Below are 20,798 nucleotides of genomic sequence, written 5' to 3' on the forward strand. Positions count from 1 at the left end.
ACTTTTTACGCAGTCAATCCTACAGTAACACATTTAATTTTATGAACGAAGAACATTCGAGTAATCAAACTGAAACAACTAAAAAATCTTTTTTCCAATCACTTATTGGCCGCTTTTTCCAAGGTGAGCTGAAAAACCGTGAAGAACTCGTGGAAGTGATTCGCGATTCTGAACAAAACGATTTAATCGATCAAAACACTCGCGAGATGATTGAAGGGGTAATGGAAATCGCGGAGCTTCGCGTACGCGATATCATGATTCCTCGTTCGCAAATCGTATTTATTGAATCGAATCAAGATCTCGATGCCTGCTTGAATACCATTATTGAATCGGCCCACTCTCGCTTTCCTGTGATTGCAGATACGGATGATCGCGATAATATTGAAGGTATTTTACACGCGAAAGATTTGCTCAAGTTTTTACGTGAAGATGCGGAAGAGTTCGAACTTTCCAAGTTATTACGTCCTGTTGTGATCGTGCCGGAAAGTAAACGTGTCGATCGTATGCTAAAAGAGTTTCGTTCTGAACGTTTCCATATGGCGATTGTGGTGGATGAGTTTGGTGCGGTATCTGGTTTAGTCACTATCGAAGATATTCTCGAACAAATTGTGGGTGATATTGAAGACGAATTTGATGAGGAAGATGTCGCCGACATTCGTCAGCTTTCTCGTCATACTTATGCGGTGCGTGCATTAACGGACATTGATGATTTTAATGCACAATTTAATACGCATTTCGATGATGAAGAAGTGGATACCATTGGCGGTTTAATCATGCAAGCCTTTGGCTATTTGCCTAAACGTGGTGAGGAAATCACCTTAGAAAATATTCAATTTAAAGTAACTTCTGCCGATAGTCGTCGTTTAATTCAAGTACGAGTAACCGTGCCGGATGAGCATTTATCGGATATGGAAGGCGTGGAAGAACAAGCTGAATAAGCCACATCGTTTCACTGTATTCTAAGCCCCCTCTTTGCTGAAGAGGGGGAATATTTTTTATAGTATGGATAAAATGAATAAGTTAGTGATTTATCTTATTGCTCTGATTTCTGGTGTGATTGGCGTATTTGCTTTTTCGCCGTTTGATTATTGGGGATTAGCCTACGTATCGTTGGGCGGCTTACTTTTTGTGGCGAAGAATGCCAAAAAATCAACCGCACTTTTTGCTACTTTTTTGTGGTCGATGGGCTTTTTCTGTTTTGGTGTAAGTTGGTTAAATGTCAGTATTCATCAATTTGGTGGCGCTTCCCTTGGCGTGAGTTATCTCTTAGTCAGCCTACTTTCTGCTTACCTTGCACTTTATCCAATGCTTTTCACTTATTTAGTGCAACGTTTTCAGGTGCAAAGTGCGGTTATTTTTGCCGCGATTTGGACATTGACTGAATTCTTGCGTGGTTGGGTGTTTACCGGTTTTCCATGGTTGCAATTTGGTTATACCCAAATCGACAGTCCGTTTTACGGGATCGCGCCGATCTTTGGTGTCACGGGGATGACATTCTTTACCGTTTGGGCAAGTGCGGTTATTTTTAATTTTGTTTTTTCACTCTCAAAAAAACAATGGAATTTAGTCAGTGTGAATGCGTTGCTATTATTGGTTGTGGGTGGATTAAGTGCTTATGCAGGTAAGGTGAATTTTGTTCAACCCAAAAAAGAAGATAAAGGGCTAACTATCACGCTTGCACAAGGCAATATTGAGCAAAATTTAAAATGGGATCCTGAATATCTTTATGCCACAGTAGACATCTATCAAAAACAAATTTTGGCACATTTAGGCAAGTCTGATTTGATTATTTTGCCTGAGTCGGCATTGCCTACTCTTGAAAATGCCATTACGCCATTTTTTGAAGCTTTAGATAAAGTTGCGAAAGAGAAAAACACGGAAGTGATGATTGGCACCGTATATCGCGATGAACAAAGCGGTAAATTATTGAATTCGATTGTGACGGCAGGGAATCCTGATTTCCCTTATGAGTTGACGACAAAAAATCGTTACAGCAAACATCATCTCGTGCCATTTGGTGAATACGTGCCGTTAGAAAGTTTGTTGCGTCCACTTAATTCTGTCTTTAATTTGCCAATGTCTGCGTTCCAAAGTGGGGAAGCGGTACAACCGTCATTTATGGCGAAGCAACATGCTTTTGCACCGGCTATTTGTTATGAAATTATTTTTGGTGAGCAACTTCGTGAAAATCTGAAAAAAGAAACCGATTATTTGCTGACTATTTCTAATGATGCATGGTTTGGTGATAGCATTGGCCCTTGGCAACATTTACAAATGGCTAGAATGCGTGCGCTCGAATTAGGTAAACCATTAATTCGTGCAACGAATACGGGTATTTCAGTGTTTATTGATGCAAAAGGCAACATTGAAGCGAAAGCGCCTCAATTTGAGGAAACCACACTGACCCATAAAATGGTGCCAACAGAAGGCAAAACGCCTTATGCAGCATTAGGTAATTTACCTATTTATGTGTTGTCATTGATTTTTGTGTTATTACGTTGCTTCACGACGTTATTAAAACGTCGCTTGAACCTTTCACAAAAATAGCAGTCAAAACGACCGCACTTTTTTAACGTGAGAGGAAAATAAATTTCCTCTTGTAAAACCAATGAGATTTTAATGAATAAAAATCTAATCGAAGTCAAAAACCTGACCTTTAAACGAGGTGAGCGTGTGATTTACGATAACCTGAATTTGAAAGTCCAACAGGGTAAAATTACGGCCATTATGGGGCCGTCAGGGATCGGGAAAACCACGCTGCTGAAATTAATTGGTGGTCAGTTGTATCCTGAACAAGGCGAGATTTTGTTTGATGGACAAGATATTTGTCGTCTATCAAATCGCGAGCTTTACGAAGTACGTAAACGCATGGGAATGTTATTCCAATCAGGCGCTTTATTTACGGATATTTCCACGTTTGATAACGTGGCATTTCCGATTCGCGAGCATACCCGTTTGCCGGAAAGTTTAATTCGTCAAATTGTGTTGATGAAATTAGAAGCAGTAGGCTTACGCGGTGCGGCTGATTTGATGCCTTCTGAGCTTTCTGGTGGGATGGCGCGTCGTGCTGCATTGGCTCGAGCAATTGCACTTGATCCGGATTTAATTATGTTTGATGAGCCGTTTACAGGGCAAGATCCAATCAGCATGGGCGTGATCGTGAGCTTAATTAAACGATTGAATGAAGCACTGAATTTAACTTCTATCGTGGTTTCCCATGACGTGCAGGAAGTATTAAGCATTGCGGATTATGCCTATATTATTGCGGATAAACATGTGATTGCCGAAGGAACCTCAGAGCAACTGCTGGCGAGCCAAGATCCGCAAGTGGTTCAGTTCTTAAAAGGCGAAGCGGATGGTCCGGTAAAATTCCATTATCCGGCAGGTGATTATGTGGAGGAATTATTTAAATGATCGTTGATATGATTTCTTCACTAGGACGAAGCGTAATTAAATTTTTCCGAGCATTAGGCCGCTCAGGCTTTATGTTGTTTGGTGCGTTAGTGGGTAAGCCACAAATTCGTCAACATTTTCCTTTATTAGTGAAGCAATTACACGTATTAGGCGTACAGTCTTTATTGATTATCCTGCTTTCTGGTTTATTTATTGGAATGGTGTTGGGTTTACAAGGTTATGTGGTCTTAGTTGATTTTTCAGCAGAAACCAGCCTTGGACAACTTGTAGCGCTGTCTTTATTACGTGAATTAGGTCCAGTAGTGACCGCACTTTTATTTGCGGGTCGAGCAGGTTCTGCGTTAACGGCTGAAATTGGCTTAATGAAAGCCACAGAACAACTTTCCAGCCTTGAAATGATGGCGGTCGATCCATTACGTCGAGTGATTGCACCGCGTTTTTGGGCAGGGCTGATTGCTATGCCAATTCTTGCGCTTCTCTTTACCGCGATTGGTATTTGGGGTGGTGCGCTTGTCGGCGTAGATTGGAAAGGTGTTGATGCAGGTAGCTTTTGGTCAGTGATGCAAAATGCCGTCAGCTGGAGCTATGACATTCTAAACGGATTTATTAAAAGCGTATTTTTCGCTATTGCAGTGGTGTGGATTGCGTTATTCAATGGTTATGATTGTATTCCGACATCAGAAGGTATCAGTCAAGCCACAACCAGAACAGTTGTCCACGCATCACTTGTGGTTCTTGGGCTCGATTTCATCTTAACTGCCATTATGTTTGGGGCAGGCTAAAAGGGTATTTTTATGCGACAAACAATTAAATATGAATTTTGGGTAGGGCTATTTTTACTACTTGGTATCGCCGCGTTAGTGTTTTTAGGCTTACGCGTAGCAAACGTACAAGGTTTTGGTGAAACAAAATCTTATACAGTGACTGCAACTTTTGACAATATTGGTGGACTAAAAGTCCGTGCACCACTTAAACTTGGTGGGGTGGTCATTGGTCGCGTATCTGACATTACGTTAGACGAAAAATCTTACTTACCAAAAGTCAGTATCGCGATTAATGAAGAATATAAAGAAATTCCGGAAAATAGTTCGTTATCGATCAAAACATCGGGATTATTGGGCGAGCAATATATCGCCTTAACAATGGGTTTTGATGATGGTGAAACCGCGATGCTAAAAAACGGTAGCCAAATTCAAGACACAAAACCCGCAATGGTGTTGGAAGATTTAATCGGCCAATTCCTTTACGGTGATAAAAAAGCCGATGGCAATGCTGACAAAGCAGAACCTGAAGCCAAATAATAATCTTTATTTAGGAGATTTATGATGAAATTTACTCAGTTTAAAAAATGGTTTAGCGTAATGGCATTTGTAGTGACCGCACTTTTTGTGACTCAAACTGTACGTGCAGAAACGAGCCCTTATGTGTTGATGCAACAAGCATCAGATAAGTTATTTGCCGATATCAAAAACAATCAGGCAAAAATTAAAAAGGATCCAAACTATTTACGTACTATCGTGCGTAATGATTTATTACCTTACGTGCAAGTAAACTATGCAGGTTCTTTAGTGTTAGGTTCATACTTTAAATCAACCACACCAGAACAACGTGAAAAATTCTTTAAAGCATTCAGCGATTTTATCGAACAAGCTTACGCACAAGTGTTAACCGCTTACACCGATCAAAATATTCAAATTGAACCGGCTAAAGAAGTAGGCGACAAAAACCTTGTAAGCATTCGTGTAAACATCATGCAAAATGGTGGACAAGCGCCAATCAAATTAGATTTCAAATGGCGTAAAAACAGTAAAACTGGCGAATGGCAAGCTTATGACATGGTTGCAGAAGGCGTGAGCATGGTTGTCACCAAACAAAACGAATGGAGCGGTATCTTACGTCAACAAGGTATTGATGCTTTAACCGCTCAAATTCAAAAATCTGCCGCGGCACCCGTGACATTGAGCAAATAAGCGAATGACTGCGTTAAAGTGGGATTTAATCCAAAATAATGATAAGATAGCTCTCCAATTATCGGGGGAGCTATCCCGCAACACGTTGTTACCATTATGGCAGCAACGTGCTTCTTTTTTATCAGAAAAGCTAGCGAATCAAAGTACTATTGAATTTGATTTAACGAATATTAAACGAATTGATTCGGCTGGTTTTGCATTATTGTGTGATTTTCTACATGATAGTGAGCAGTTACCAAATAAAAAAGTGCGGTTGATAAATCCGCCGGAACAGTTATTAACCCTTGCTGATCTAGTGAATTTATCTCATTGGATTGGCACTTTTATTGATCATCATTAAAACGGAAATCCTAATGGAACTGCAAGAAATTGAACGTATTTTAAAAGAAAGCCTGAATGTAGATGAGGTTTATGCTCAAGGTGAAAATGCACACTTTGGTGTGATTGTGGTGAGCGATGAGATCGCTGCACTTTCTAAATTAAAACAGCAACAAACTATCTACGCGCCATTAATGCCTTATTTCCAAACTGGCGAAATTCACGCTTTAACCATTAAAACTTATACCACTGCAAAGTGGAAAATGGATCGTCTATTACATCAAGCAAGCTAGGATTTTCTATGGAAAAATTTCGTGTTTATGGCGGGCAATCTCGCTTAAGTGGTACTGTAACCATCTCTGGTGCAAAAAATGCTGCACTTCCTATTCTTTTTGCCGCAATTTTGGCGACTGAGCCGGTTAAATTAATAAATGTACCGGAACTCAAAGATATTGATACCACCTTAAAGATCTTACGTAAACTTGGCGTGGTGGCAGAGCGTGATGCTGAAGGTGCAGTATTACTAGATTGCTCTAAAATTGATCACTTCGTTGCGCCGTATGAATTAGTAAAAACCATGCGTGCTTCTATTTGGGCATTAGCACCGTTAGTGGCTCGTTTTCATCAAGGTCAAGTTTCTTTACCAGGTGGTTGCTCAATTGGTGCTCGTCCGGTTGATCTTCATATTAGTGGCTTAGAAAAACTTGGTGCAACTATTGAGCTTGACGAAGGTTATGTAAAAGCAGTTGTCGCAGAGCGTCTTGTAGGTACACGTATTGTGATGGAAAAAGTGAGTGTTGGTGCGACTTTATCTATCATGATGGCTGCAACGCTTGCTGAAGGTACAACAACGATTGAAAACGCCGCACGTGAGCCAGAAATTGTCGATACAGCTGATTTCCTCAACAAAATGGGCGCAAAAATTACAGGTGCTGGTACGGATCACATTGTCGTTGAAGGTGTTGAGCGTTTAACTGGCTGCGAGCATAGCATTGTGCCAGATCGTATTGAAACTGGTACATTCTTAATTGCAGGTGCTATTTCTGGTGGTCGCGTGGTATGTAAAAATACCAAAGCGGATACTATGGATGCCGTGATTGATAAACTTCGTGAAGCGGGTGCAGAAGTTGAAGTGACAGAAGATAGCATTATATTAGACATGCACGGTAATCGTCCGAAAGCTGTCAATATTCGTACTGCACCACACCCAGGTTTCCCAACCGATATGCAAGCTCAGTTTACCTTGTTAAACATGGTGGCAGAAGGTACAAGTATCATCACTGAAACCATCTTTGAAAACCGCTTTATGCATATTCCAGAATTAATTCGTATGGGTGGTAAAGCTGAAATTGAAGGTAATACTGCAGTGTGTCATGGTGTTGAGCATCTTTCTGGTGCCGAAGTGATGGCAACAGATTTACGTGCATCAATCAGCCTTGTATTAGCGGGTTGTATCGCAAGTGGTGAAACTATTGTTGATCGTATTTATCATATCGATCGTGGCTATGAGCACGTTGAAGATAAACTTCGTTGCTTAGGTGCGAAGATTGAACGTTTCTCTGAAAAGAGCGAAGAAGTTTAATTAAATCCAGATAAAAAAAGAGCGGTCAATATTGACCGCTTTTTTATTTTCGATTCATTATTTTTTCGAATAATCTCTCGCCCCAAAAATGGCTGTACCAATACGTACCATGGTTGAACCACATTTTATGGCACTTTGCATGTCATCGGTCATTCCCATCGAAAGCGTATCAATTTGTTGATGAGGGAAAGCGGCTTTAAGTTGCTTAAATAATTGTTCCATTTGGCTAAAAGCCGCTTCTTGTTCTGCAATATTGTCTGTTGGAGCAGGGATCGCCATTAATCCACGTAAACGTAAGTGCGGTAGATTTTCGATGTGTTTTGCAAGCTCAATCATTTCACTTGGTTGAATGCCTGATTTACTCGCTTCATCACTGATATTAATTTGAATTAAAACATTCAGCGGAGCTTTATTGGCAGGGCGTTGTTCATTTAAACGATCGGCAATTTTTGCACGTTCTAACGTTTGCATCCAATCGAAATGTTCAGCCACAAGACGCGTTTTATTGGATTGCAATGGGCCAATAAAATGCCATTCAAGCTGAATATTCTGTCCTTCAAAATACTGAATTTTGTCTACGCCTTCTTGAACGTAGTTTTCCCCAAATGCTTTTTGTCCTGCATGATAGGCTTCTAAAATTGCTTCATTGGGTTTAGTTTTAGAAACCGCTAATAAAGTGACCGCACTTTCAGGGCGATGTGCAAGTTGAGTGGAGGCTTGGATTTTTTGATGGATGGTTTCGAGTGCTTGTTGAATTGTCATAATTCCCTTCCTGACCAATGTGAAACTCTCTTCATTCTACACCAAAGCGATGATTTTTAGAAAAAATCTTCATTTTTTTGATTTTGTGTTTGACAAGCCCGCGCTTTTTCGGTATTTCTAAACACATCTTTTTTTCAAGGTTAAAACACAATGAAAAATAACCGCACTTTCACGATTACCACCATTATTATGACCATTACGACAATTAATGGGGCGGGTTAGTGCGTAACAAACAGGATCAAGAAAACCCGCATTCAGTTTAGTGCGGGTTTTTTAGTATTTAAAAATCACAACATCTGAGGATATTATCATGCGCGTATTAAAATTTGGTGGCACTTCATTAGCCAACCCTGAGCGTTTCTCGCAAGCGGCTCAATTAATCGAAAAAGCTCATTTGGAAGAGCAGGCAGCCGGTGTCTTATCTGCTCCTGCAAAAATTACTAATCATCTTGTTGCCCTCTCTGAAAAAGCCGCATTAAACCAACCTACTGATACCCACTTTAACGAAGCCATTGAGATTTTCTATAACATCATTAATGGTTTACACACTGAAAATAATAAATTTGATCTTGCGGGCACCAAAGCTCTCATTGATGCGGAATTTGCTCAAATTAAAGGCTTATTAGAAGAAATTCGCCAAGCAGGAAAAGTAGAAGATAAAGTTAAAGCAACCATTGACTGCCGTGGTGAAAAATTATCGATTGCGATGATGAAAGCGTGGTTTGAAGCACGTGGGTATAGTGTTCACATTGTTGATCCAGTTAAGCAATTATTAGCACAAGGTGGTTACTTAGAATCTTCAGTTGATATTGATGAATCGACAAAACGCGTTGATGCGAAAAGTATCGGTAAAGATAAAGTGGTTCTAATGGCTGGTTTTACCGCATGCAATGATAAAGGTGAATTAGTGTTATTAGGCCGTAATGGTTCTGATTATTCAGCAGCTTGTTTAGCCGCTTGTTTAGATGCGTCTGTTTGTGAAATTTGGACTGATGTGGATGGCGTTTATACTTGTGACCCTCGTTTAGTGCCAGATGCTCGTTTATTACCAAGCCTTTCTTATCGTGAAGCGATGGAACTTTCTTATTTTGGTGCGAAAGTAATCCATCCACGTACAATTGGCCCATTATTACCAAAACAAATCCCTTGTGTGATTAAAAACACCGGTAATTCATCTGCACCAGGTTCGATAATCGATGGTCATGTGAAATCTGAAGGGTTACAAGTGAAAGGGATTACTAATCTTGATAACGTGGCAATGTTCAATGTTTCAGGTCCTGGTATGCAAGGTATGGTGGGGATGGCAGCTCGCGTATTCTCAGCGATGTCAAAAGCCGGTATTTCAGTTATCTTAATTACTCAATCTTCTTCTGAATACAGTATTAGTTTCTGTGTACCGGTGAAATCAGCGGATGCAGCAAAAGCGGTTTTAGAACAAGAGTTTGCGACAGAATTAAAAGCGCATGACTTAGAACCTATTGAAGTCGCAAAAGATCTTTCTATCATCTCAGTTGTAGGTGATGGTATGAAACAAGCTAAAGGTATCGCGGCTCGTTTCTTCTCTGCATTGGCACAAGCGAATATCAGCTTAGTCGCAATTGCACAGGGTTCTTCTGAGCGTTCAATTTCAGCGGTAGTGGCGCAAAACAAAGCAATTGAAGCCGTGAAAGCCACTCACCAAGCGCTTTTTAATAACAAAAAAGTTGTTGATATGTTTCTAGTCGGCGTTGGTGGCGTTGGTGGTGAGTTAATTGAACAAATTAAACACCAAAAAGAATACCTCGCAAAGAAGGATATTGAAATCCGTGTTTGTGCCTTAGCGAATTCAACCAAAATGCTTTTGAATGAAAACGGATTGAATTTAGATAATTGGAAAGCCGATCTTGAAAATGCGACCCAACCTTCTGATTTCGATGTGTTGTTATCTTTCATTAAATTACACCACGTAGTGAACCCAGTCTTCGTAGATTGTACAACAGCTGAATCGGTCGCAGGACTTTATGCACGTGCGTTAAAAGAAGGCTTCCATGTGGTAACTCCAAATAAAAAAGCGAATACCCGTGAATTAGCTTATTACCACGAATTACGTCGCAATGCACAAGCGAGCCAACATAAATTCCTATACGAAACCAACGTAGGCGCTGGTTTACCGGTTATCGAAAACTTACAGAATTTATTGGCAGCAGGGGATGAGCTTGAGTATTTTGAAGGTATTTTGTCTGGCTCACTTTCTTTCATTTTCGGTAAATTAGAAGAAGGACTTTCTCTTTCAGAAGTGACTGCACTTGCACGTGAAAAAGGGTTTACAGAGCCCGATCCTCGTGATGATTTATCGGGTCAAGATGTGGCACGTAAATTACTGATTCTAGCGCGTGAAGCAGGTCTAGAACTTGAGCTTTCCGATGTGGAAGTGGAAGGTGTATTACCAAAAGGCTTCTCTGAAGGTAAATCTGCTGATGAATTTATGGCAATGCTGCCACAATTAGATGCGGAATTTAAAGCACGCGTTGAAGCCGCGAAAGCAGAGGGCAAAGTATTGCGTTACGTCGGTCAAATTAAAGATGGGCACTGCAAAGTATCAATTATCGCTGTGGATCAAAATAATCCATTGTACAAGGTGAAAGACGGTGAAAACGCACTTGCATTCTACACGCGTTATTATCAACCAATTCCGTTGTTATTACGTGGTTATGGTGCGGGTAACGCAGTGACTGCTGCTGGCATCTTTGCTGATATTTTAAGAACATTACACCACTAAAAAGGACATAACATGTTAAGAATTTATGCTCCCGCATCGAGTGCAAATATTAGTGTAGGATTTGACACATTAGGTGCAGCCATTTCACCGATTGATGGTTCATTATTAGGTGATGTCGTACAGATTGAGTCTATTCCAAGTGGTTTTGAGCTCGAAAGTGCGGGTTATTTTGTGCGTAAATTGCCAAAAGAACCGCAAAAAAATATCGTGTATCAGGCCTATGTATTGTTTAGTGAGCAATTAAAATTACGCAATGTGAGAGTCAAACCATTGCGTTTAACCCTTGAGAAAAATATGCCGATTGGTTCGGGATTGGGTTCAAGTGCGTGCTCTATCGTAGCAGCATTAGTGGCATTAAATAAATTCCACGATGAACCATTCTCAAAAATGGAACTGTTAGAAATGATGGGAGAGTTGGAAGGTCGTATTTCAGGTTCAATCCATTATGATAATGTGGCGCCTTGCTATCTTGGCGGGGTGCAATTTATGGTACAATCTCTCGGTAACATTTGCCAAAAACTACCATTTTTTGATAATTGGTATTGGGTCTTAGCTTATCCTGGCATTGAGGTTTCAACTGCTGAAGCGCGTGCAATTTTACCGAAAAGCTACACGCGTCAAGATGTGATTTCTCATGGTCGTCATTTAGGTGGTTTTGTGCACGCATGTCACACGCATCAAGAAAACCTTGCTGCGATGATGATGAAAGATGTGATTGCGGAACCTTATCGTGAGGCTTTATTACCCAACTTCGCGGAAGTGAAACAAGCTACGCGTGATTTAGGCGCGTTAGCAACGGGGATTTCAGGCTCTGGCCCAACGATTTTCTCCATCGCACCCGATTTACAAACAGCAACAAAACTGACGACTTATTTAGAAAATCATTATTTACAAAACAATGAAGGCTTTGTGCACGTTTGTAAGGTCGATAATGATGGCGCGAGAGAGCTCGGTTAAATAACAAATCGCTTTATCCCCTCTTTTATAAGAGGGGAATAACATTTTATTAAAACTCTATAATTAACGGATATACAATGAATTTATACAATATCAAACACCCTGAAGAACAAGTGAATTTTGCGCAAGCAGTACGTCAAGGACTTGGCAAAGATCAAGGTTTGTTCTTTCCAGAAACGATCCCCGCTTTAACTAATATTGACGAGTTATTAGCCTTACCATTGGTTGAACGTAGCCAAAAAATTCTTGCTGCATTAATCGGTGAAGAATTACCGAAGGCGACATTAGATGCGATGGTGAAAAATGCTTTCACTTTCCCAGCTCCATTGGAAAAAGTAGAGGACAATATTTATGCCCTTGAATTATTCCACGGTCCAACTTTAGCATTTAAAGACTTTGGTGGTCGTTTTATGGCGCAGGCGCTTGCTGCTGTGCGTGGTGATGGCAAAATTACTATTTTAACGGCAACATCAGGTGATACCGGTGCGGCAGTTGCCCACGCATTTTATGGGCTAGAAAACATCAATGTGGTGATTTTATATCCGAAAGGCAAAATCAGCCCATTACAAGAAAAACTATTCTGTACTTTAGGTGGCAATATTCGCACTGTGGCGATTAATGGTGATTTCGATGCCTGCCAAGCGTTAGTTAAACAAGCCTTTGATGATGCAGAACTGCGTCAATCGATTGGTTTAAACTCAGCAAATTCCATTAACATTAGCCGTTTATTGGCGCAAGTTTGTTATTACTTTGAAGCAGTAGCGCAATTACCAAAAGAAAAACGTGATAATGTCGTGGTTTCTGTACCAAGTGGTAACTTCGGTAACTTAACTGCGGGATTAATCGCTAAAACATTAGGTTTACCAATTAAACGCTTTATTGCAGCAACCAATGCGAACGATACCGTACCACGTTATTTAGAATCAGGTAATTGGGCACCTAAAGCGACTGTAGCCACGCTTTCTAATGCGATGGATGTAAGTCGTCCGAACAACTGGCCACGTGTCGAAGAGTTATTTAAACGTAATGGCTGGAGTTTAAGTGATTTAGGTTCTGGTATGTTAAGCGATAGCGAAACAGAAGAAACCTTAAAAGCGATGTACGCAAAAGGTTATTTATGTGAACCACACGGTGCAATCGCCTATCAAGTATTGAAAGATCAACTTAAAGCGGATGAAACCGGTATTTTCTTATGTACGGCACATCCAGCGAAATTTAAAGAGTCTGTGGAGCGTATTCTTTCGCTCGATCTTCCATTGCCAGAAGCGTTGGATAAACACAATAAATTGCCATTACTTTCTGATGAAATGGATGACGATTTTGCACAATTACGTGCATATTTGTTGAAATAATAAAAAAGTGCGGTTAATTTTGACCGCACTTTTGTTTTATCACTCAAAAGGGCGGGATAAACGCCCTTTATTTTTTAGGAGTTAATCTTCTTTTCCTAAGATTTGATTCACTTCACTCTTATAGAGTACAGCTTTAGCACCGAAAATGGCCTGTACGCCACCACCGACTTCAAGCACATCAATCGCACCTAATTTTCTCAATGTGGCTTTATCAACGGCTTTGACATCTTTAACTGAAACACGTAAGCGAGTAATACAAGCATCCACGTTTTCAATATTTTCAGCGCCACCTAATGCTGCAATAATTTTATGTGCATTTTCAGTCAGTGAGCTGGTTTCTTGCTCTGCATTTTCTTCGGTTTCTTCACCGCGTCCTGGTGTCATTACATTAAAGATGCGGATCAAGAAAACAAAAGAGAAATAATAGAGCAGCGCCCAAGGAATACCGACGAAAATCACACGCAACCAATGGGTGTTTTCATCACCTTGTAAAATACCGAAGAGCAAGAAATCAATAAAACCACCAGAGAAAGTATTCCCGATAGAGATATTTAAATAATCGGCAATAAAGAAAGATACACCATCTAAGAAAGCGTGGAATACATAAAGCCATGGTGCAACAAACAAGAACATAAATTCGATCGGTTCTGTAATGCCAGTAATGAATGATGTTAGGGCTGCACCAAGGAATAACCCACCAATTTGTGCACGACGTTTTTTCGGTACACAGTGATACATCGCTAAACAGGCTGCTGGTAAGCCAAACATCATGGTATCAAAACGGCCAGCAAAGAAACGGGTTCCTTCAGTAAATAAACCGTGGTGATTAGGATCGGCTAATTGAGCAAAAAAGATTTTTTGTGCACCAACAATCATCTCACCGTTGACCATTTCTACACCACCTAATTCAGAATACCAAAATAGTGGGTAAATCATGTGATGTAAGCCAACCGCACCAGATAATCGCATTAAGAAACCGTATAAGAATGTACCAAAGGTTCCCATGGATGCGATGCTTTTACCTGCTGAGACGAGCCATTGTTGGAAAGTTGGCCAAATGAGGAAGAAAGCTAATCCAACGAAAATAGCTGAAAAAGCAGTCACAATTGGCACAAAGCGAGAGCCGCCAAAGAAACCTAATACTTGTGGTAATTGGATGTTGTGATAGAGATTGTGTAATTTAACGGTAATCAAGCCCATCACCAATGCTCCAATCACACCCGTATCGATGCTTTTTACATCAGGAGAGAAAATCGGAATTAATGCAGCAATGGTGCCCGTCATAATGAGATAACCAACAACAGCAGCGAGAGCAGCAACGCCTTTGTCACGTTTAGCTAAGCCGATACCTAAACCAATACACAATAATAAAGCTAAATTAGCGAACACCACGCTACCAGCTGCAGACATAATCTGAAACAGACCTTGAAGTGCCTCATTATTTAAAATTGGATAGGCTTGCACCGTTGCTTTATTGGAAAGCGCACCACCGATCCCGAGTAAAAGACCCGCCGCAGGCAAAATAGCAATCGGCAGCATGAATGCTTTCCCGACTTGTTGAAGTTGTTTAAACATAGAACCTCCTGTTATTACTTTGATGAAATGTAACGTATTTAAGGAGAAAAATCTGTGAAATCACTCACAGTTTTAATCTAAGACGTTGTTTTGACAGATTTTTGCTTGTGTTGGCGCGCGGCGAATTTCCTTTTATAATGCTATCAAACGGATATGTTTATTTATTATTTGTATGACAACTTTTATTGCCTACGCCAATATTCAGCAACCTTTTTCTTTTGATGAAATCCCTACGGATCTTGTCCCTGAAAATTTACGTATAGAACCGCAGGGAAATTCTCGGATAACGCAACGTCATCAATGTCGTCGATTGGCGCATTTTTTACTTTGGCAGTTGCTAAAAAAAGCGGGAAAATCAACCGCACTTTTAGGGCAAATTTATCGTACGCAAAGTGGTAGACCACAATTTCCAGTGGAGAATATTGATTTTAATATTAGTCACTCGGGCGATTGGGTCGCTGTATTGCTGCATATTAATGAATCAGAAAAAAGTGTGGTCGGTATTGATATTGAATTTCCCAAAAAACGAAATTTTTCTGCACTCATGGCGCATTTTGCGCCACAAGCAGAGCAAGACTGGTTTGCTAAACAACTTAATGAGGAGCAGGCTTTTTATCGCTGTTGGTGTTTGCGTGAGGCGGTATTGAAATCACAAGGTGTTGGGATTGTAAAACTTTCAAGTGTGGTACATTTACCAGCGCGGTTACAGATCTTTTCAGATTATTGTCCGAAAGGGGAATTGATCTTTACCGATGAATTACCTTTTTATTTTGCTGCGTTTATTAATCAGTCAAAAATCCAACCGCACTTTTATCAATGGAATGGAAAAGAATTAGAAGAAAAAAATATAAAAAAATCCTTGATTTACCAAGTAAATGAATAAAAGAAAATCCTTGAAAATATTCAAGGATTTTTTATTTTGTAAAATTTGCATTGTCACTTGTATTTTCATAGACTAACCCCATTAATTTCGTTAAACTCATTAAAAATTTTAGACAAATGGAGAACGTAATGTCGCAAAACGGTCCAGATCAAGATCCTTGGGGTAAACCGGGACAGAGCAGCGGTCCAAAACAGTCGGATAATTCATCAGATAAGCAAAATGAAAATGGCTGGGGTTCGCGAGACAATAAAAATCAGGAACAATCACCTCCAGATATTGAAGAGGTATTTAATAATCTGTTGAAAAAATTAGGTGGTGGGAATAAGAAGGGTGGATCAAATAATACTTCGCCGAATATATCTTCATTTAATTTAGGTAAGATTTTACCGATCGCCGCAGTAATCGGAGGGATTATTTGGGGTGCAAGCGGTTTTTACACCATTAAAGAAGCTGAACGTGGCGTGACGTTACGTTTTGGCGAGTTTCATTCTATCGTTCAACCAGGCTTAAACTGGAAACCAACCTTTATTGATAAAGTGATTCCAGTGAATGTAGAGCAAGTTCGTGAGCTTAAAACACAAGGTGCGATGTTAACCAAAGATGAAAACATGGTTAAAGTGGAAATGACCGTGCAATATCGCGTGCAAAATCCTGAAAAATACCTGTTTAGCGTGAGCAATGCGGATAATAGTCTTGGACAAGCGACTGACAGTGCACTTCGTTATGTGATTGGTCATATGACTATGAATGATGTGCTGACAACCGGTCGTGCCGTGGTACGTGAAGATACATGGAAAGCCTTGAACGATATTATCAAACCTTATGATATGGGACTTGAAGTGATTGACGTGAACTTCCAATCTGCACGTCCACCAGAAGAAGTGAAAGATGCTTTCGATGATGCGATTAAAGCACAGGAAGACGAACAACGTTACATTCGTGAAGCGGAAGCTTATGCCCGCGAGAAAGAGCCAATCGCTCGTGGTGATGCTCAGCGTATCGTGGAAGAAGCAACCGCTTATAAAGATCGTGTTGTACTTGATGCGCAAGGGGAAGTGGAACGTTTACAACGTCTTCTACCTGAATTTAAAGTGGCCCCTGATTTGTTAAAAGAGCGTCTTTATATTCAAACCATGGAAAAAGTCATGGCAAATACACCTAAAGTGATGCTAGATAGCAATAATGGTAACAACTTAACCGTATTGCCATTAGAGCAATTAATGGGTAAAAAGACGACTAAGCCAGTGACCACTACTTCTGAAAGTGCGGTCAGTTCTGCGCCTGTTTCAACACAGGAACGTCGTGTAGAAACACAAGCGGTTCAACCAGTTCAATCAAATGAAGGTATTCGCCAAGGGAGATTTAACTAATGCGTAAATTTTTACTTCCGATTATTATGGTGATTGCTGCGGTGTTGTATTCCAGCGTGGTGGTTGTAACTGAGGGCACTCGTGGCATCATGTTGCGTTTTAACAAAGTACAACGTGATGCAGAAAACAAAGTGGTTGTATATGAACCAGGTTTGCATTTTAAATTACCTTTAATTGATAGTATTAAAGTGCTTGATGCGCGTATTCGCACCCTTGATGGTTCGGCTACTCGTTTTGTGACAGTCGAGAAAAAAGACTTGTTGGTGGATTCCTATGTGAAATGGAGAATCAGCGATTTTGGTCGTTTCTATACTGCAACGGGTGGTGGTGATTATAACCAAGCTTCAAGCTTATTAAGCCGTAAAGTGAATGATCGTCTGCGTTCAGAAATTGGTACTCGTACAATTAAAGATATCGTTTCAGGTACGCGTGGTGAATTAATGGCGGGGGCGAAAAAAGCGCTAAATTCAGGGCAGGATAGTACCTCTGAATTAGGGATTGAAGTCGTTGATGTTCGCGTAAAACAAATCAATTTACCGGATGAAGTCTCTTCTTCGATTTACCAACGTATGCGTGCAGAACGTGATGCGGTTGCCCGTGAACACCGTTCACAAGGTAAAGAAAAAGCAGCGTTCATTCAAGCGGATGTGGATCGTAAAGTCACCTTGATCTTAGCTAATGCAAATAAAACAGCACAAGAATTACGAGGTAATGGTGATGCGGCAGCAGCGAAATTATATTCTCAAGCTTTTGCCCAAGAACCACAGTTTTATAGCTTTATTCGTAGCTTAAAAGCCTATGAAAGCAGCTTTGAAGGTTCAGATAATATGATGATTTTGAAACCTGATAGTGATTTCTTCCGCTTTATGCAAGCGCCAAAGAAATAAGCAAGAGATCATGAAAAGTAAAGTGCGGTTAGAAATAACCGCATTTTTTTATTGCTTAATTTTAGAGGAATTCTCACTTATAAGATAAAAAGGCCTTTAATGCAATCAATCGAATCCATAGCCAAAGTTAATTAAATCCATACAAAATATAAGCCAATTTTTTGGCGTAATCACCTTACTTTAAGATTTACGTTTCTTTTTATGTTTATTGATCGTTTGGAGGATTATTAGATGAAAAAACTGATTATTGGCGGTGCAGCCATTGCTATCTTAGGTTATTTGGGCGTTGTGGGGTATCTACACCAATTTGATAAAGAGAATGCGACCCAACTTTTAATGGAAAATCGCTATACAGGCGAACAAGAAAAAGTGGCAAAAGCGTTGTTTGATAACAGCTGCCAATATTGCCATAGTCCAAGCACTCCTCTTCCATTTTATTCAAAATTCCCGATTGTGGGTGATGAAATGCAATCGGATATTCAAAGTGGGCTTCGTGCTTTCCGCCTAGATCGTTTACTTGAGGCTTAAAAGATCCGAGCAAATTATCTCAAGCAGATTTAGCAAAACTACAGCGTGTGCTTGAAAATAATGAAATGCCAATTGCTAAATTCAGACATCTCCACTGGGGAAGTAAACCAGATGAGCAAGAAAAAGTAGCATTGCTTAACTGGATTCGTGAAGCTCGTAAAATGTCTTTACCAAAAGAAACTCCCAATGTTGATGCAGATCGTTTAGTGCAACCTATTCCAGACAGTATTGCGACTGATGAAGCAAAAGTCGCGTTAGGCCATGATCTTTTCTTTGATGGTCGTTTATCTGGCGATGGTTCTATTCAATGTCACACTTGTCACCAATTAGATAAAGGTGGTGTGGATAGACTTGATACTTCAACAGGGATTGAAGGTAAAAAAGGTCCAATTAACGCACCAACCGTATTCAATGCTGCATTTAACTTTGTGCAATTCTGGGATGGCCGTGCAGCAGATTTAGCTGATCAAGCGAAAGGTCCTCCAACAAATCCAGTAGAAATGGGCTCGCACTCGTGGGATGCCATCGTGGCACGTTTTGAAATGGATGAAGAATTTAAAAAAGAATTCTTAAAAGAATATCCACAAGTGACGAAAGAAACCTTAACTCACGCAATTGGTGAATATGAAAAAACATTAATTACGCCAAATAGTGATTTTGACCGTTATCTGAAAGGGGATAAAACAGCTTTAACCGAGCAACAAGTTCACGGTTATGAGTTATTCAAACAGCATAAATGTGATACTTGTCATACTGGTGTAGCAATGGGCGGACAATCTTATGAGTACATGGGACTCTACGGCGATTACTTTAAAGATCGTGGTACGCCATTAACTGATGCCGATGAAGGTCGCTTTGCTCAAACTAAAGATCCGTTTGATATGCATCGTTTCAAAGTGCCAACCTTGCGCAATGTCGCGCTTACTGCACCATATTTCCATGATGCCTCAGCAAAAGAATTAAAAGATGCTGTGAGTGCAATGTTGAAATACCAAAGTAACGTGAAACAGCCTGCTCAAAAAGATGTGGAGGACATAACCTCTTTCTTAGAAAGTTTAACAGGTGAATTTAAAGGTGAAAAATTAAAATAATCCTTTAAACAATAAATAGAGACGACCGCAAGTGTGGTCGTTTTTTGTGGTTTTTAGTTAGATACCAAGTCATAAATGACTTAGTCAAAAAACAGAAAAGCTAAATTTTAGGTATAAAAAAAGCCGCTTACGCGACAATCTTCTTTTTATATTTAAAATGGTGCCCGAAGCCAGACTTGAACTGGCACGCCTCGAAAGGCGAGGGATTTTAAATCCCTTGTGTACATCATTTAAGTTTGAAAACTATTTGTTAAGTTTGAAAACTATTTGTTTAGACCAATTCCGTGTACCTAGCCAATACACCATGATCTACCCACTAACGCTCTGTGGATAGGTTAGATCTTACACAAAAATACTAGTTTGTAAAGCCTGAATGTACTAATTTTAAAAATATTTTTATAAGGATGAATAAGCTGAGAATGAGCGATTTAAATTTATTTTGCAAGGAACACCCTTAGATGCTCCTTGCATACCTATCTAAAGTAATTCTGTATATTCTCTTATTGAATCAATATTATCTTCAATATAGCTCAATGTAACTTTGACATCTTTATGTCCTAGTAATTGTTTGGCTATATATAGATTTTCAGGTTTTTTCATTAGATTTGTTGCTGCTGTATGCCTAAATCTGTGAGGGGAGCTAATAATTCCTGTATATTTTGAAATAACTTTGAAGATATAGCTCACCTGGTCATTGGTCATTTTCTCTCCTTTTCGTTTAACAGCATTTGAAAATAAATTAATGTTAAATAGTTGAGATTCTACAGGCTGATTCAATTTACTTAGTTCAGTTAATAATTTCTTTAGATAAGGATAAAGTGTAGTTGATATAGGAAGTATATGATACTCGTGATTTTTATTTATCTCAGATGGAATATGAATAACTTGATTCAGCAAATCTACATCTTTAATTCTTAATTTATTTAACTGAGAGCGTCTAATTGCCGTATAGCGGAAAGTCATAATTATGGTTTTAGTAAACCATAATGGGCGAAGAATAGAAGGAAGATGCTTTGATTCAGTGATTCCAAAGCTAAGTTTTTTTAAATCTGAAGAAGTATATACTTTCCTTTTCTTCTTTCCTTCTCTAATGAACAAACCATCGAAAGGGTTCTTTGTAAATGGAAGGAGTTGTTTTTCAATTCCAAATTTGAAAATAGTCTTTAGCTGACGAATATAGCTATTCCAAGTCACTTCAATGATAGATTGTCCAACAACTCTCTTTCTCCATTGGAGTATTAATGAGTCTGATATTTCATCAGGATATTGAATACTACAATTTTTCTGTAATTGTCTAATTGCTTTTTCATAGCTTTTAATAGTATCTATACGTAAATGACGGTATAAAAAA

The 20,798-nt window shown here is 39.6% G+C and carries 18 protein-coding genes, 1 pseudogene and 1 other annotated feature; of the genes and pseudogenes, 16 read left to right on the top strand and 3 right to left on the bottom strand.

The features are described from left to right. Positions 1–41: 41 nt before the first annotated feature. The 9 genes from corC to murA all read left to right on the top strand — a co-directional run bounded on the left by corC (position 42) and on the right by murA (position 7,284). Entirely contained in the window at positions 42–938 is an 897-nt protein-coding gene (gene corC, locus INP93_RS05235) for a CNNM family magnesium/cobalt transport protein CorC (protein ID WP_049369218.1), read from the top strand. A gap of 73 nt (positions 939–1,011) precedes the next feature. Continuing rightward, the gene (lnt, locus tag INP93_RS05240) at positions 1,012–2,547 is read left to right on the top strand and encodes an apolipoprotein N-acyltransferase (RefSeq protein WP_197544342.1); all 1,536 of its coding nucleotides are present in this window, start codon (positions 1,012–1,014) and stop codon (positions 2,545–2,547) included. A gap of 72 nt (positions 2,548–2,619) precedes the next feature. Continuing rightward, positions 2,620–3,414, top strand: coding sequence for a phospholipid ABC transporter ATP-binding protein MlaF (mlaF, locus tag INP93_RS05245; protein ID WP_049369220.1), 795 nt, complete (start codon positions 2,620–2,622; stop codon positions 3,412–3,414). Further along, positions 3,411–4,196, top strand: a complete 786-nt coding sequence (mlaE, locus tag INP93_RS05250) for a lipid asymmetry maintenance ABC transporter permease subunit MlaE (RefSeq protein WP_049366355.1) — start codon at positions 3,411–3,413, stop codon at positions 4,194–4,196. Before mlaF ends, mlaE begins: the two co-directional genes overlap by 4 nt. Before the next feature lie 12 nt (positions 4,197–4,208). After that, on the top strand, positions 4,209–4,715 hold the full coding sequence (mlaD, locus tag INP93_RS05255; RefSeq protein ID WP_197544343.1) for an outer membrane lipid asymmetry maintenance protein MlaD: 507 nt from the start codon (positions 4,209–4,211) through the stop codon (positions 4,713–4,715). 21 nt (positions 4,716–4,736) lie between these two features. Continuing rightward, positions 4,737–5,384 (top strand): phospholipid-binding protein MlaC, encoded by a 648-nt coding sequence (gene mlaC, locus INP93_RS05260; protein ID WP_197544344.1) that lies wholly within the window; start codon positions 4,737–4,739, stop codon positions 5,382–5,384. A 4-nt stretch (positions 5,385–5,388) separates the two neighbouring features. Further along, positions 5,389–5,724, top strand: coding sequence for an STAS domain-containing protein (locus INP93_RS05265; protein ID WP_005696639.1), 336 nt, complete (start codon positions 5,389–5,391; stop codon positions 5,722–5,724). Between the two features lie 13 nt (positions 5,725–5,737). Continuing rightward, a complete protein-coding gene (locus INP93_RS05270; RefSeq protein WP_049380103.1) occupies positions 5,738–5,995 on the top strand; it encodes a BolA family protein in 258 nt (85 codons plus the stop codon). Positions 5,996–6,003: 8 nt separating this feature from the next. After that, the gene (murA, locus tag INP93_RS05275; RefSeq protein ID WP_197544345.1) at positions 6,004–7,284 is read left to right on the top strand and encodes a UDP-N-acetylglucosamine 1-carboxyvinyltransferase; all 1,281 of its coding nucleotides are present in this window, start codon (positions 6,004–6,006) and stop codon (positions 7,282–7,284) included. A gap of 57 nt (positions 7,285–7,341) precedes the next feature. Here the strand turns inward: murA and INP93_RS05280 are convergent, their stop codons facing one another. Beyond that, positions 7,342–8,046: a YggS family pyridoxal phosphate-dependent enzyme gene (locus tag INP93_RS05280; RefSeq protein WP_197544346.1), complete on the bottom strand. Its 705-nt coding sequence runs from the start codon at positions 8,044–8,046 to the stop codon at positions 7,342–7,344. Positions 8,047–8,209: 163 nt separating this feature from the next. After that, positions 8,210–8,325 (top strand) — a sequence feature (Thr leader region). A 31-nt stretch (positions 8,326–8,356) separates the two neighbouring features. Between INP93_RS05280 and thrA the strand changes: the two genes are divergently transcribed. The 3 genes from thrA to thrC all read left to right on the top strand — a co-directional run bounded on the left by thrA (position 8,357) and on the right by thrC (position 13,113). Next, on the top strand, positions 8,357–10,804 hold the full coding sequence (gene thrA / locus INP93_RS05285; protein WP_197544347.1) for a bifunctional aspartate kinase/homoserine dehydrogenase I: 2,448 nt from the start codon (positions 8,357–8,359) through the stop codon (positions 10,802–10,804). A gap of 12 nt (positions 10,805–10,816) precedes the next feature. Continuing rightward, positions 10,817–11,761 carry a homoserine kinase gene (thrB, locus tag INP93_RS05290; RefSeq protein WP_197544348.1) on the top strand — a complete coding sequence of 315 codons (945 nt, stop codon included), beginning with the start codon at positions 10,817–10,819 and terminating at the stop codon, positions 11,759–11,761. 77 nt (positions 11,762–11,838) lie between these two features. After that, positions 11,839–13,113: a threonine synthase gene (gene thrC / locus INP93_RS05295; protein ID WP_197544349.1), complete on the top strand. Its 1,275-nt coding sequence runs from the start codon at positions 11,839–11,841 to the stop codon at positions 13,111–13,113. Between the two features lie 81 nt (positions 13,114–13,194). Here thrC and INP93_RS05300 read toward each other — a convergent pair whose 3' ends face one another. Next, positions 13,195–14,688, bottom strand: coding sequence for a PTS transporter subunit EIIC (locus INP93_RS05300; protein WP_197544350.1), 1,494 nt, complete (start codon positions 14,686–14,688; stop codon positions 13,195–13,197). A 172-nt stretch (positions 14,689–14,860) separates the two neighbouring features. Here INP93_RS05300 and INP93_RS05305 point away from each other — a divergent pair, with 172 nt between their 5' ends. The 4 genes and pseudogenes from INP93_RS05305 (at position 14,861) to INP93_RS05320 (ending at position 19,447) form a co-directional block, all read left to right on the top strand. Then, positions 14,861–15,571, top strand: coding sequence for a 4'-phosphopantetheinyl transferase family protein (locus tag INP93_RS05305; RefSeq protein ID WP_197544351.1), 711 nt, complete (start codon positions 14,861–14,863; stop codon positions 15,569–15,571). A gap of 128 nt (positions 15,572–15,699) precedes the next feature. After that, entirely contained in the window at positions 15,700–16,941 is a 1,242-nt protein-coding gene (gene hflK / locus INP93_RS05310) for an FtsH protease activity modulator HflK (protein ID WP_197544352.1), read from the top strand. After that, the gene (gene hflC / locus INP93_RS05315; RefSeq protein WP_197544353.1) at positions 16,941–17,828 is read left to right on the top strand and encodes a protease modulator HflC; all 888 of its coding nucleotides are present in this window, start codon (positions 16,941–16,943) and stop codon (positions 17,826–17,828) included. The genes hflK and hflC overlap by 1 nt, the downstream gene beginning before the upstream one ends. A gap of 231 nt (positions 17,829–18,059) precedes the next feature. Continuing rightward, positions 18,060–19,447 (top strand): annotated as a pseudogene (locus tag INP93_RS05320) (cytochrome-c peroxidase). Between the two features lie 477 nt (positions 19,448–19,924). On the opposite strand, the gene INP93_RS05325 reads toward INP93_RS05320, so the two are convergent. Continuing rightward, positions 19,925–20,767, bottom strand: a complete 843-nt coding sequence (locus INP93_RS05325; protein ID WP_011271867.1) for a tyrosine-type recombinase/integrase — start codon at positions 20,765–20,767, stop codon at positions 19,925–19,927. Positions 20,768–20,798: the final 31 nt, after the last annotated feature.

The organism is Haemophilus parainfluenzae (assembly GCF_014931415.1).
Lineage (GTDB): Bacteria > Pseudomonadota > Gammaproteobacteria > Enterobacterales > Pasteurellaceae > Haemophilus_D > Haemophilus_D parainfluenzae_AF.